Below are 12,473 nucleotides of genomic sequence, written 5' to 3'. Positions count from 1 at the left end.
GGTGTGCGTAATTCCTAGATACCGACATATGGCTGTATCTCTCTAGAGAGGTGCAGCAAATATCGATCATCCGATAGTGCTGTAACACTCCTTCGGGATCGCCTAAGCTGCCTCGCATGCCGGAGCGGAGGAGCTCGGACCGAGAGAGCGAGGGACGAGCCAACGAGGGCCGAAGCGGCCGCGACCATAAGCACGGGCGGGCTCTCTCGTGACGCTCATGGAGGCGGCTCCTGCCGCACGTCGCGCCATCCGCGCCCACCTGGACAACCGGTGGGCCGTCCTGGTGCTGCTCTGCCTGAGCCTGCTGCTGATCACGGTCGACGCGACGGTCCTGCACATCGCGGTGCCCGCGCTGACCGCGGCGCTCGAGCCCTCCTCCGTGCAACTTCTGTGGATCATCGACGTCTACTCGCTGGTCGTCGCGCCCCTGCTGATCATGTTCGGCACGCTCGGCGACCGCTACGGCCGCAGGCGGCTCGTGCTCGCCGGGTTCGCCGTGTTCGGGGTGGCCTCGCTGGCCGCCGCCTTCTCGGTGACGCCCCTGGCGCTGATCGGGGCCAGGGCGCTGCTCGGCGTCGGCGGCGCGATGATCATGCCCGCGACCCTGTCGATCATCAGGCAGATCTTCACCGACCGGCGCGAGCGCGCCATCGCGCTGGGCATCTGGAGCGCGGTCGCCGCAGCGGGCGCCGCCGTCGGTCCGCTCATCGGCGGCGTGCTCGTCGGCATCTGGTGGGGTGCGGTGTTCCTCATCAACGTGCCGATCCTGCTGGTGCTGCTGCCCGCCGCGATCAAGTTGCTGCCCGACACCCCCAGGCGGGCGATGCGCCCCTGGGACGGGCTGAGTGCCGCCCTTTCCGTGCTGGGCATCCTGGCCGTGGCGTTCGGCCTGAAGGAGGCGGGGTCCGGCAGCCTGATGCCGCTCGGCGCGGCGCTGGCGATCCTGGCGGGTGGCGCGGGGCTGCTGGCCTGGTTCGTGCGCAGGCAACTGCGGCTGCCCAGCCCGCTCCTCGACGTCGCGCTGTTCAGGAGCCGCGCGTTCACCACCGGCGTCGTCGGTGTCTTGCTCGGCGTCTTCGCGCTGGTCGGGCTGCAGCTCATGCTGGCCCAATACCTGCAGCTGGTCCTCGGCGACAGCCCGCTGCTCGCCGCTGTCCGTATGCTGCCGCTGGTACTGTCGGCGATCTCCGGCGGGCTCGCCGCCGCGCACATCCTGCCCAAACTGGGGTTGCGCGCGACGATGAGCGGCGGGCTCGCGCTCGTGGCCATCTCGCTGGCGCCCACCCTGACCTGGGGGGTCGAGCAGCACGGGCTGATGCTGGCGATCTGCTTCGTCGGCATCGGGTTCGGCGTGCAGGTGGCGCTGCTCGCGGCGTCCGACACGATCATGTCCTCGGCGCCCGAGTCGCGCGCGGGTGGCGCTGCCGCGATCGAGGAGACCGCCTACGAGCTGGGCGCCGGGCTCGGCGTCGCGGTGCTCGGCACGATCACCACGGTCGTCTACGCCCCCGGGCTGCGTGCCGTACCAGGCGTGCCCGAGGAGTCGATGGACAGGGCCAGGCAGTCGCTCGCCGGAGCGGCACACGTGGCCTCCGAAGTGGGCGGCACGCCCGGTGTCGCGCTGCTCAACGCGGCCAGGTGGTCCTTCGTGCACGCGTTGCACACGACGATCGTCGTCAGCGTCGCGCTGCTGTCGATCACCGCACTGGCCGTGGCCATGCTGCTCCGACGGGACTGAGGTTTGGAATGACCCGATTAGGTCAGAAAACAACCGTGAAACGGGCCCTTCACGATCTTGCTTCGCTGGTCGCCCGCATCGGGGTGGGCGGCATCTTCTTCGCGAACGGCTGGCAGAAGCTCGAGGACGGGATCACCCAGACCGGGGCCAGGTTCGCCGAGCAGGGCGCCACCGCCCCCAACGCCTGGGCCACGGTCACCATGCTGACCGAGCTGATCGGCGGGGCGCTGCTGATCGCCGGGCTGGCCGTGTCCGTGGTCGGGCTGGTTCTGTTCGCCGAGGCGCTGGCCGTGTTCGTCGCCGCGCCGCCGATCAACCCGATCAGCCTCAACGAGCTCATCCTGCTGGGCGCCGCCTCCATCCTGCTGGCCGTCGTCGGCGCAGGGCGCGTCTCGGTCGACCAGATGGTGGTGATCCGGCGCAGGGAGGCGGAGGCCGCGGACGAGTTCGCGGCCGACAACGAGGCCGACCAGGTCATCGCCTCGTTCAGGGAGCCGGACGAGCTGGAGGACACCGCTCCGCACCCCGTTCCCGGGCCGCGCCAGGAGGAACCGGCGAGCGACGTGCTGGTCGCGGGGCGCAAGAAGCCGGCCCCGCGCTCGCGCAAGTCAGCCGACGTCGACGAGTGACCGCTTCTTCCGCTGGGTGAGCGCGATCGCCGCCAGGATGACGACCGCGCCGACCGGCTGGTTCCACGTCAGCGCCTCGCCGAGGATGACCACGCCGGAGATCGTGGCGAACACCGGCAGCAGGTAGGTCACCGTCGAGGTCGTCGTCACGCCGGCGCGCACCTGGACCCAGTAGAGCAGCAGGTAGGCCGCGCCCGTGCCGAGCCCGCCCAGCGCGAGCATGCTCCACCAGACCTCGGCGGGAGCCGTGGTGTCGATCAGCGGCACGCCCGCGACCAGCGTGACGACCCCGAGCTGTACGGCGCCGCTGAGCAGCTGGCTGGCCGCCAGGACCACGGCGGGCTCCGGACGGCGGCCGGTGATGAAGCGGCCCATGTACGCGCCGCCGAGCCCGTAGCAGGCCGCGGCGGCGAAGCAGGCGAGACTGCCGCCGAGCTGGCCGCCGTCCAAGGGCTGCCAGATGCCGAGGACGACCATCACGCCTGCGAAGCCCAGCCCGAGCCCGGCCACGCGGCCCGAGGTGGCCTTCTCGGTACGCAGCAGCAGGGTGAACGCGAGGGTGCACAGCGGGGTGGTGGCGTTCCAGATGGCGGCGACGACCGAGGAGACGTACTGCTCGCCGTACGCGAAGAGGGTGAACGGAAGCGTCGTCAGGACGATGGACGCGATCTGGAAGTGGCCCCAGAGGCGCGGGTCGGTGGGGAGCTTCTTGCGCCCGATGGCCAGGGCGAGCAGCAGGGCCGCCGCGCCGATGACCATGCGGCCGAAGGAGACCTGGAGGGGTTCCAGGTGGCCCACGGCGATCTTGATGAAGAAGAAGCTGTTGCCCCAGATCGCGGCCAGGAGCAGGAACGCGGGGAGCCAGCGCCCCACCTGATTGATCTGCACCGTCAGGAGCGTACCGGGGCTTTGTTGCTAACTCGTAGGGATATCTCCCTATTTTCGGGGCTTCCTTCGCTATATCGTTCGATATAGCATTCGAGGCATGATGCGACGATCAGCCCCAGGGCTGGGCCCCACCGGGCGCTTCTTCGGGCCGGGCGAGCTGCGCCTGGCGATCCTGGCGCTCGTGGCCGAGCAGCCCGCGCACGGCTACCAGGTGATGAGCCGCCTCGGCGAGCGGTTCAACGGCATGTACGAGCCCAGTGCGGGCTCCGTCTACCCCACCCTCCAGCTCCTGGAGGACGAGGGGCTCGTGCGGGTCGAGGCGGAGGACGGACGCAAGGTGCACCACGTCACCGACGAGGGCGCCCGGGTGGTGAGCGAGCAGGCCGACGCGATCGAGGCGATCTGGTCGCGGGCCAGCAGCAGGGGCGAGTGGGGCATGTTCCGCGACCCGGACGCCGCCGAGATCATCGGGCCCGCGCTGCGGCTGGTCAAGGCGGCGGTGAAGACGCTGGCCAAGTCGCACGGGGATCCGCGGGTCGTCGAGGAGATCCAGGCGATCTTCGTCGACGCGCGCCGGCGGATCGAGGACCTGCGCACGGGGAGGCGCTGATGATCGCCAAAGCCTTGCGCTCTCGGCTGTTCGCCTCGGGCGAGGTGCTGGACGTCACGCAGGTCACGCCGCGCATGCGGCGGGTGCGGATCGCCGGGGAGTCGCTGGCCGGGCTGTCGTGGACGCCGGGGCAGCACGTCAGGGTGCTGGTGGACGGGTTCCTCACCTTACGTACGTACTCGGTGTGGAACCACGATCCGAGCTGGGAGAGCCTGGAGCTCATCGCCTACGACCACGGGTCGGACGCTCCGGGCAACACCTGGATGCGGAACGTGCGCCCCGGCGTGGAGGTGTCCTTTACCAGGCCGGAGGGGCGGCTGGTGGTACGGCAGGACGCGCCGTACCACCTGTTCGCCGGGGACGAGACGGCGTCGGTCGCCTTCGGGCCGATGTTGCGCGCGCTGCCCGCCGGGGCGGGCGTCTACGGGGCCGTCGCGGCGGTGCACCCGGAGGACCATCTGGACCTGGACCCCGAGCTGGTGCGGGTCGTCCCCTCCGCGCTGCTGGAGACGGTCGGCTCGCTGGGCCTCCCCGACGAGCCCGGCGTCGCCTATCTCGCCGGGGAGGCGCGGACCGTGCAGGCGATCCGCGCCCACCTCGTCAACCAGCGCGGTTGGCCGCGCAGGAACGTGCTGACCAAGCCGTTCTGGGCCCCCGGCAAGCGCGGCCTCGACTGAGGGCTACACGAGGCTCTGACCTCCGTCGACGGTGATGACCTGGCCGGTGACGTAGGGGTTGGCCATCAGGAACAGCGCGGAAGCGGCGGCCTCGTCCGCCGTGCCGTACCGGCCGAGCGGGGCGCTCGACCCGGCCGCGGCGAACGCCTCGTCGGTGGTGAGGCCGGACAGGCCGCGCATCAGCGGGGTGTCGAAGCTGCCGTAGCGCACGGCGTTCACGCGCAGGCGGCGCGGCGCCAGCTCGACGGCCAGCGCGCCGGTGAACGTCTCCACCGCGCCCACCGCCGCCAGCGGGCCCGTCATGCCGGGCACCGGGCGGATCGTGTAGATGCCCGAGCTCAGCGTGATCGAGCCGCCGGCGGGCAGCCGGGTGGCCGCGACGCGGGCGGCGGCGAACGCGCCCCAGACCCGCGACTCGAACGCGGCGCGCACGTCGTCGGCGGACACCCCCGTGATGGGACCCGCGCCGCCGATGCCACCCGCGGTCACCAGGACGTGGTCCACCGATCCCGCCTGGTCGAACACGGCGGCCAGCGCGTCCTCGTCCGCGCCGTCCGCGGACACCCCCAGGCCTCCGACCTTCTCGATCGCGGCGTCCAGCCTCTTCTTGTCGCGGCCGACCAGGACCACGCGGGCGCCGACGTCGCGCAGCAACTCCCCTGCCGCCAGCCCGATGCCCGAGGTGCCGCCGACGATGACGACGGTGGCACCGGCGAGGCCGGTGGGCAGGGGCGAGCGCACGGGGATGGGCAGAGCGGTCATGGGAATTCTCCTGTCAGAAATAAACCATCCGGTTGTTTTAGAGCATGGCCGCCGTGCGGCACCCATGTCAACCGGATGGTTTAATTCACTTCATGACCTACGACGCGGAGGCCACCAGGAGGCGCATCTTCGAGGCGGCGGGCGCCGAGTTCGCCGAGCACGGGCTGGCCGGGGCGAGGGTCGAGCGCATCGCCGCCGCCGCCAAAGCCAACAAGCAGGCCCTCTACCTCTACTTCGGGGGCAAGGAGAAGCTGTTCGGCGCCGTCGTCCGCGCCAAGGTCGACGAGGTGTGCCACTCCGGCTCCCTCGACCCGGCCGCCGTCGGCGAGTCCGTCGGCCAGCTCTTCGACTGGTACCAGGAGCACCCCGACCTGGTCAGGCTCCTGCTGTGGGAGGCGCTGGAGACCGGGCCGGGCCCCGTGCAGGGCGAGGAGGAACGGCGGGCCGCCTACAGGGCGAACGTCCAGGACCTGGTCGACGCCGGGGTCGGGAGCACGCGGGCGGCCCAGGACTGGATGTTCACCCTGATCGGCCTGGTCGCATGGAACTTCGCCGTGCCCCAGCTCTGCCGCCTCGTGCTGGACGAGGACGACGAGCGGGCCGCGCTCGCCCGCCGCCGCGCCACCGTCGTGTCCACCGTCAGCGCGCTCACAGCTCGGCGGTGAGGCGCGCGATCACCCGCATCTTGTTCATGGCGTCCAGGGCGGCGACCTTGTAGGACTCCGCGAGCGTCGGATAGTTGAACACCGCGTTGACCAGGTAGTCGACCGTCCCGCCGCAGCCCATGACGGCCTGCCCGATGTGGACCAGCTCGGTGGCTCCCGTGCCGAACACGTGGACGCCGAGCAGCCGCCGGTCCTCGGAGGAGACGAGCAGCTTGAGCATCCCGTAGGAGTCGCCGATGATCTGCCCGCGCGCGAGCTCCCGGTACCGCGAGATGCCCACCTCGAACGGGATCTTGTCGCGGGTCAGTTCGTCCTCCGACTTCCCGACGAAGCTGATCTCCGGGATGGTGTAGATCCCGATCGGTGACAGCTCGTGCATCTCCGCCACCGGTTCGCCGCACGCGTGCTGGGCGGCCAGCCGTCCCTGCTCCATCGAGGTGGCGGCGAGGGCGGGGAAGCCGATCACGTCGCCGACCGCGTAGATGTGCGGGACCGAGGTGGCGTAGTTCTCGTCCACCTGGATCCGGCCCCGGTCGTCGGCGGCGAGCCCGGCGTTCTCCAGGCACAGCTCCGCCGTCTTGCCCTGCCGCCCGGCCGAGTACATGACGCAGTCGGCGGGGATCTTCTTACCGCTCTCCAGGATGGTCAGCGCGCCACGCGGCCGCCGCTCGACCGCGGCGACGCTCTCGCCGAACCGGAACGTCACGGCCAGGTCCCGCAGGTGGTACTTGAGCGCCTCCACGATCTCCAGGTCGCAGAACTCCAGCATCCGCTCGCGCCGCTCCACCACGGTGACCTTGGTGCCGAGCGCAGCGAACATCGAGGCGTACTCGATGCCGATCACCCCGGCCCCGACGACCACGAGGGTCTCGGGCACCCGGTCCAGATGCAGGATCGCGTCCGAGTCGATCACCATCTTGTCGTCGAACTCCACGGTGGAGGGACGGGCGGGCGAGGTGCCCGTGGCGATCACGATCTTCTCCGCCGTGACCTTCCGCTCCTCTTCCCCGGTGATGCCGATGGTGTTCGCGTCCAGGAACCGTCCTGTCCCCTGGAGGACCGTCACGTGGTTGCGTCCGAGCTGGCTGCGGATCACCTGGATCTCGCGGCCGATCACGTGCTGGGTGCGCATCCCGAGATCGGCGACCGTGATCTCCTCTTTCACCCGGTAGCTCGCGCCGTACAGCTCTCGCTGGTTGAGACCGGTCAGGTAGAGCACGGCTTCGCGCAGCGTCTTGGAGGGGATCGTCCCCGTGTTGATGCACACGCCGCCGAGCATGTGCTTCATCTCCACCACGGCGACGCGCTTGCCGAGCTTCGCTGCGGCGATCGCCGCCTTCTGCCCTCCGGGACCAGACCCAAAGACGAGGAGATCGAAGTCATAGGCCACAACGCCCACAGTACGGTCTACCGCCATCGGAGTCGACGGTCCACCGCGTGGTGCGTGGACCAGCACTTTTCCTAGCGTGGACGGCATGATCAGCCTGACCCACCTGAGCAAGAGGTACGGCGAGCGCCTGGCCGTCGACGATCTGACGCTGGAGCTGAAACCCGGCAGCGTGACGGGCTTTCTGGGGCCGAACGGCGCGGGAAAGTCCACCACGATGCGGATGATCCTCGGCCTCGACCGGCCCACCTCGGGCACCGCCCTCGTCAAGGGCGTGCCGTACCACGCGTTGAAGGACCCGCTCCGCACGGTCGGCGCGCTGCTGGACGCCCGCGCGGTCCACCCCGGCCGCAGTGCCCGCGCCCACCTGCTGGCCACGGCGCGCAGCAACGGCATCCCGGCGCGGCGGGTGGCCGAGGTGCTGCAGACCGTCGGGCTGAGCGAGGTGGCGGGCAGGCGCGCCGGGAGCATGTCGCTGGGCATGAGCCAGCGGCTCGGCATCGCGGGCGCGCTGCTCGGCGATCCCGAGGTGCTGATGTTCGACGAACCCGTCAACGGGCTCGACCCGGACGGCGTGCGCTGGGTGCGGCACCTCATGCGCTCGCTGGCCGACGAGGGGCGCACGGTCTTCGTGTCCAGCCACCTGATGAGCGAGATGCAGCTCACGGCCGACCACCTCGTGGTGATCGGCAAGGGCCGCCTGATCGTGGACGCGCCGCTGCGCGAGGTGCTGTCCAGCACGGCCGTGCTGGTCCGCACCCCGCACGCCGACGCCCTTTCCGTACGGCTGGCGGCGGCCGGAGTCCAGGTCGAGCGCCGGGGCGAGAACGAGCTGGTCGCCACGGGCGCGGCCATCGAGCGCGTCGGCGACCTCGCGCACGAGGCCGGGGTCAGGCTGCACGAGCTGAGCCGGCGCGAGGCCACGCTGGAACAGGCCTACCAGGAACTGACCGAGGGCAGCGTCGAGTACGGGAGCGCGCGATGAGACAGGCCGTGGCCGCGGAGTGGACCAAGCTCTGGTCGGTGCGTGCCACCTGGTGGTGCCTGGCGGGGGCGACCGCGCTCATGGCGCTGGCGGCGCTGACGCTCGGCACCGCGCGGGCGACGGAACATCCGGGCCAGTCGTTTCCGGTGACCGAGCCGGTGGTGTCCGCCTCGACGTTCACGCAGATCGCGCTGGTCGTGCTCGGCATCCTGGCGATCACGTCCGAGTACGCCTCGGGCTCGATCCGCGGCACCCTCCAGGCCACGCCGATCAGGGGCGCGATGCTGGCGGCCAAGGCGCTCGTGGTGGCTCCCGTCCTGTTCGCCGCCGGTGTGGTGTCCGGGGGGATCGGGGCCGCGCTGAGCTACCTGGTGTTGCGTACGGGGATCTTCGGCGCGTCCGGCACGCTTCCCTGGTCGGCTTTGTCCGACCTTCTGCGGTTGGGCGTGTCCAGCGCGCTGGTGTCCGTGATGGCGCTGGGGGTGGGCGCCGCGCTGCGCAGCGCCGCAGGGACGCTGACGGTGGTGTTCATGCTGCTCATGGGGTTGCCGCTGGTCCTCGTCATGACGGGCAGCCAGGCGCTGGTCGAGGTGTCGTTCCGGCTGCCGATGTTCGCCGGGCTGGCGTTCATGGAGAGTACGGACAACCTGACCGGCGGGCCGATCCCCTACTCCTCGGGCGAGGGGCTGGCGTGGCTCGTCTTCTGGGCCGCGCTCGCGCTGGCCTCCGGCTATGCGGTGCTTCGCCGCAGGGACGCCTAGACTGCCCGCCGTGGTGGCTAAGCGGCTCGTCGGAGTGCTGATCGGCTTCGCTACGGGTGTGGCGGAGCTGGTGCTGCTCGCCGTGGCCTGGCCGTACAGGCGCAGGTGGGCCGGGCGGATGGTCGCGGCCGAGCGGGCGCGGCTGCTGCGGTGGTTCGGTCACGAGACGGAGGCCTGGCGGGGCGGGCTCGGTTACCTGGGGCTGCGCGCGGTCGCCGGGGTGGTCGGCGGGTACGTGCTCGTGACGCTGCTCTTCCTGACGGCGCTCTTCGTCGGCGGCGGGCTGTGGGCGATGGTGTTCGGCGACGCGCGCCCCGCCTCGCTGGACCTGCCCGGCGTACGGCTGACCACCAGCGGGTGGGCGCTCGGGCTGACCTGCGGAGCCGTACTCGCCACGATGACCGTGTTGTGGTGCCTGGCCGTCGTGGCCGTCGAGCGGCGGCTGGCCGGGCACTTCCTCGGGCCGAGCGCGGGCGAGCGGATGCGTCGGCGCATCGCCGAACTCACCGACACCCGCTCGGGCATCGTGCGCGCGGTCGACGACGAGCGGCGGCGCATCGAGCGCGACCTGCACGACGGGGTGCAGCAGCGCGGCGTCGCCCTGGCCATGCTGCTCGGCAGGGCCAGGCACAAACCGGGCGACACCGACCTCGTCGACCAGGCCTACGCGGAGTCGCGGCAGCTCCTCGACGAGCTGCGCAGCGTGGCGTGGCGCGTCTACCCGACGGCGCTGGACGAGCTCGGGCTGCGGTCGGCGCTCGAAGGGGTCGCCGAGCGGTCGCCCGTCCCGGTGACCCTGCACTACCGCCTGACCGCGCGGCCAGGCTCGACGGTCGAGACGGCGCTCTACTTCGTGGCGCGCGAGGCGATCACCAACGCGGTCAAGCACGCGGGCGCGCGTGACATCCTGGTGGTCGTCTCCGAGCAGGACGGTGAGGTGAGCGTGGCGGTCTCCGACGACGGCACCGGCGGCGCCGACCCAGCGGGCGGCGGGCTGTCCGGGCTGGCCAGGCGGGTGCTGGCGCTCGACGGCGGGTTCGAGGTGGTCAGCCCTCCCGGCGGGCCGACGACGGTCACGGCGAGGCTGCCGTGCGGCTGATCCTGGCCGACGACGCGGTGCTGCTGCGGGCCGGGCTCACCCGGCTGCTCGAGGACGCTGGGCATTCCGTGGTGGCCGCGGTGGGCGACGCTCCCGCCCTGCTCGCGGCCGTCGCCGCCGACCGGCCGGACGTCGCGGTCGTGGACGTGCGGATGCCGCCCACCCACACCGACGAGGGCCTGCGTGCCGCGCTGGAGATCCGGGAGCGGTGGCCGTCGGTGGGCGTGCTGGTGTTGTCGCAGTACGTGGAGAAGACGTACGCGGCCAAGCTGCTGGCAGGCGCGAGCGAGGGGCTCGGGTACCTGCTGAAGGACCGGGTGTCTGAGGTGGCCGACTTCCTCGACGCCCTGGAGCGGGTGCGGTCCGGTGGCACGGCGCTCGATCCCGAGGTCGTCAGGCAGTTGCTGGCGCGCACCACGCATGTGGATCCGCTGGCGCTGCTGAGCTCGCGCGAGCGCCAGGTGCTGGAACACCTGGCGCAGGGGCTGAGCAATCCGGCGACAGCCGTACGGCTGCACGTGTCGTTGAGCACGGTCGAGAAGCACGTGAACGCCATCTTCGACAAGCTCGACATTCCGCAGGACGGGGACTACAACCGCCGCGTCCTGGCCATCCTGCGTTACCTGGACGGCTGAAGGGGCACTCCGGCCATTACGCGGTCCACGATCGCGGTCGCGCCCTCCTGGCGGGCGCAGTGGGCGCAGCAGAACCAGCGGCGGTCGACCTCGACGCCGTGGCCGATCACCTTCGCCCCGCAGTGCTCGCAGATCGGGGCCATCGCCTGGATCGCGCACTGGAAGGAGTCGAAGGTGTGGACCGCGCCCTGCGCGTGCACCTCGAAGGACATGTCGTAGTCGTTCCCACACACTTCACACATAGCCATGTGTGGGGAGGTACCCGATCAGCCGTATCGGGTTCCCCAACAAATCACCATTTTCAGGCTGATGCCCCGCCGTCGAGGACCATGTCCATGCCCACGGCGTACCCGGACTCCTCCGAGGCCAGGTAGAGGACGGCCGCCGCGACCTCCTCCAGCGACGCGACGCGGCCGATCGGGCTGGCCGACTTCATCCGCTCGTCACGCTCGCCGACCGTCTCCCCCGGCCGCATCGACATCGGGGTGTCGGCAGGGCCGGGGCTGACGGCGTTGATCCTTATCCCGTCGCCGATGTGGTCGAGCGCGGCGGCCCTGGTCAGCGCGCTGACGGCGGCCTTGGACGCCGCGTAGGCGCCGAGGCCGGGCAGGCGGCGGTGCGCGCCGATGTTGGAGGCGGTGTTCACGATGACCCCTCCCCCATGCCCCCGCATATGGGCGATCTCATGCTTCATCGACAGCCACACCCCGGTCACGTTGACCGCCATCAGCCGCTCCCAGTCGGCCGGGTCGAGCCCGTCCACGGTGCCTCCTGCGAAGATGCCCGCGTTGTTGAAGGCCACGTCGAGGCCGCCGTGCCGGTCAACCACGGTGCCGACCAGCCTGGCGACGTCCTGGTCGCTGGACACGTCGGCTCTCACCCAGCTCGCGCCGCCGCCGATGAGCGCGACAGTCTCGGCCAGCTGCTCCTCGCCGCGCCCGGCGACGACCACGGTGGCGCCCTCCTTGGCGAACGCCTGGGCGGCCGCCCGGCCGATGCCCGAGCTGCCTCCGGTGACCAGCACAACCTTGTTCTCAAAGCGCATTTCTAGACCAATCGTTCTAGTGCTTGCTCGGCCGCTTCCCTGATCCTGACCGGATCAGGTCCACCCTTGGCAAGGACCCTGATGCCCTGCAGCACCGTGAGCAGCAACCGGCCCAGCGCGTAAGGATCACGCCCGGCGGGCAGCTCGCCCTGGGCCGCCGCGCGGACCAGGGCCGAGATGATCGCCGTCTCCAGCCGGTCCCACGCCTGCTGTACGGCTCGCGCCGCCGCCCGGTCGTGCGGGGCGAGCTCGATCGCGGTGTTCACCACGAAGCAGCCGAGCTGCTCCACGTCGTTGGCGGCCTCTTCGGCATAGAGCCTGACCAGCGCGCGGACGGCGGGCAGCGCGGGGCCAGGCTGCGACAACATCGCCAGCGGGTCGGGCCGCGCGTCGAGGTAGCGCTGCAGGGCCTTCAGGTAGAGGTCGTGCTTGGAGCCGAAGGTGGCGTACATCGAGGCCTTGGCGACCCCCAGGTGCTCCACCAGATCCGCCATGGACGTCGCCTCGTAGCCGCGCGCCTGGAACAGCTCCAGCGCGGCCTGCAGGGCGGTGTCCGGATCGAACTCCTTCGTCCTTGCCATACCCGTCACGC

The 12,473-nt window shown here is 71.0% G+C and carries 15 protein-coding genes; 9 read left to right on the top strand and 6 right to left on the bottom strand.

Annotation, left to right across the window (positions count from 1 at the left end):
- Positions 1–217 precede the first annotated feature (217 nt).
- Both ACIBG8_RS30255 and ACIBG8_RS30250 read left to right on the top strand, forming a co-directional pair.
- A complete protein-coding gene (locus ACIBG8_RS30255; protein WP_397346412.1) occupies positions 218–1,738 on the top strand; it encodes an MFS transporter in 1,521 nt (506 codons plus the stop codon).
- A gap of 35 nt (positions 1,739–1,773) precedes the next feature.
- Positions 1,774–2,367 carry a DoxX family protein gene (locus ACIBG8_RS30250; RefSeq protein ID WP_397346411.1) on the top strand — a complete coding sequence of 198 codons (594 nt, stop codon included), beginning with the start codon at positions 1,774–1,776 and terminating at the stop codon, positions 2,365–2,367.
- Here ACIBG8_RS30250 and ACIBG8_RS30245 read toward each other — a convergent pair.
- Positions 2,347–3,255, bottom strand: a complete 909-nt coding sequence (locus ACIBG8_RS30245) for a DMT family transporter (protein WP_397346410.1) — start codon at positions 3,253–3,255, stop codon at positions 2,347–2,349. The genes ACIBG8_RS30250 and ACIBG8_RS30245 overlap by 21 nt on opposite strands.
- A 97-nt stretch (positions 3,256–3,352) precedes the next feature.
- On the opposite strand from ACIBG8_RS30245, the gene ACIBG8_RS30240 reads away from it, so the two are divergent.
- Both ACIBG8_RS30240 and ACIBG8_RS30235 read left to right on the top strand, forming a co-directional pair.
- The gene (locus ACIBG8_RS30240; protein ID WP_397346409.1) at positions 3,353–3,865 is read left to right on the top strand and encodes a PadR family transcriptional regulator; all 513 of its coding nucleotides are present in this window, start codon (positions 3,353–3,355) and stop codon (positions 3,863–3,865) included.
- Entirely contained in the window at positions 3,865–4,542 is a 678-nt protein-coding gene (locus tag ACIBG8_RS30235; protein ID WP_397346408.1) for a siderophore-interacting protein, read from the top strand. The genes ACIBG8_RS30240 and ACIBG8_RS30235 overlap by 1 nt, the downstream gene beginning before the upstream one ends.
- Positions 4,543–4,545: 3 nt before the next feature.
- Here ACIBG8_RS30235 and ACIBG8_RS30230 read toward each other — a convergent pair whose 3' ends face one another.
- Positions 4,546–5,304, bottom strand: a complete 759-nt coding sequence (locus ACIBG8_RS30230; protein ID WP_397346407.1) for an SDR family oxidoreductase — start codon at positions 5,302–5,304, stop codon at positions 4,546–4,548.
- 92 nt (positions 5,305–5,396) lie between these two features.
- Between ACIBG8_RS30230 and ACIBG8_RS30225 the strand changes: the two genes are divergently transcribed.
- Positions 5,397–5,969, top strand: coding sequence for a TetR family transcriptional regulator (locus ACIBG8_RS30225; protein WP_397346406.1), 573 nt, complete (start codon positions 5,397–5,399; stop codon positions 5,967–5,969).
- On the opposite strand, the gene sthA is transcribed toward ACIBG8_RS30225, so the two are convergent.
- Entirely contained in the window at positions 5,953–7,359 is a 1,407-nt protein-coding gene (gene sthA, locus ACIBG8_RS30220) for a Si-specific NAD(P)(+) transhydrogenase (protein WP_397346405.1), read from the bottom strand. The two genes, ACIBG8_RS30225 and sthA, sit on opposite strands and share 17 nt — an antisense overlap.
- 85 nt (positions 7,360–7,444) lie before the next feature.
- Between sthA and ACIBG8_RS30215 the strand changes: the two genes are divergently transcribed.
- From ACIBG8_RS30215 to ACIBG8_RS30200, 4 genes are read left to right on the top strand one after another with little or no spacing between them, the layout of a single operon-like run.
- A complete protein-coding gene (locus ACIBG8_RS30215) occupies positions 7,445–8,341 on the top strand; it encodes an ATP-binding cassette domain-containing protein (protein WP_397346404.1) in 897 nt (298 codons plus the stop codon).
- Positions 8,338–9,102, top strand: coding sequence for an ABC transporter permease (locus tag ACIBG8_RS30210; RefSeq protein WP_397346403.1), 765 nt, complete (start codon positions 8,338–8,340; stop codon positions 9,100–9,102). The genes ACIBG8_RS30215 and ACIBG8_RS30210 overlap by 4 nt, the downstream gene beginning before the upstream one ends.
- A gap of 10 nt (positions 9,103–9,112) precedes the next feature.
- Positions 9,113–10,201: a sensor histidine kinase gene (locus ACIBG8_RS30205; protein ID WP_397346402.1), complete on the top strand. Its 1,089-nt coding sequence runs from the start codon at positions 9,113–9,115 to the stop codon at positions 10,199–10,201.
- Complete coding sequence (locus ACIBG8_RS30200; RefSeq protein WP_397346401.1) at positions 10,192–10,836, top strand: response regulator; 645 nt, start codon at positions 10,192–10,194, stop codon at positions 10,834–10,836. The genes ACIBG8_RS30205 and ACIBG8_RS30200 overlap by 10 nt, the downstream gene beginning before the upstream one ends.
- On the opposite strand, the gene ACIBG8_RS30195 is transcribed toward ACIBG8_RS30200, so the two are convergent.
- The 3 genes from ACIBG8_RS30195 to ACIBG8_RS30185 are packed head-to-tail and all read right to left on the bottom strand — an operon-like array spanning position 10,821 to position 12,462.
- Positions 10,821–11,084, bottom strand: coding sequence for a hypothetical protein (locus ACIBG8_RS30195; RefSeq protein ID WP_397346400.1), 264 nt, complete (start codon positions 11,082–11,084; stop codon positions 10,821–10,823). The genes ACIBG8_RS30200 and ACIBG8_RS30195 overlap by 16 nt on opposite strands.
- Positions 11,085–11,137: 53 nt before the next feature.
- Positions 11,138–11,881, bottom strand: coding sequence for an SDR family NAD(P)-dependent oxidoreductase (locus ACIBG8_RS30190; RefSeq protein WP_397346399.1), 744 nt, complete (start codon positions 11,879–11,881; stop codon positions 11,138–11,140).
- A gap of 2 nt (positions 11,882–11,883) precedes the next feature.
- Positions 11,884–12,462, bottom strand: a complete 579-nt coding sequence (locus ACIBG8_RS30185) for a TetR/AcrR family transcriptional regulator (protein WP_397346398.1) — start codon at positions 12,460–12,462, stop codon at positions 11,884–11,886.
- Positions 12,463–12,473: the final 11 nt, after the last annotated feature.

Source organism: Nonomuraea sp. NPDC050556, assembly GCF_044457355.1.
Taxonomy (GTDB): domain Bacteria; phylum Actinomycetota; class Actinomycetes; order Streptosporangiales; family Streptosporangiaceae; genus Nonomuraea.
Note: the sequence above shows the minus strand (reverse complement) of the source record. Positions and strands in the feature narration are given on the sequence as shown.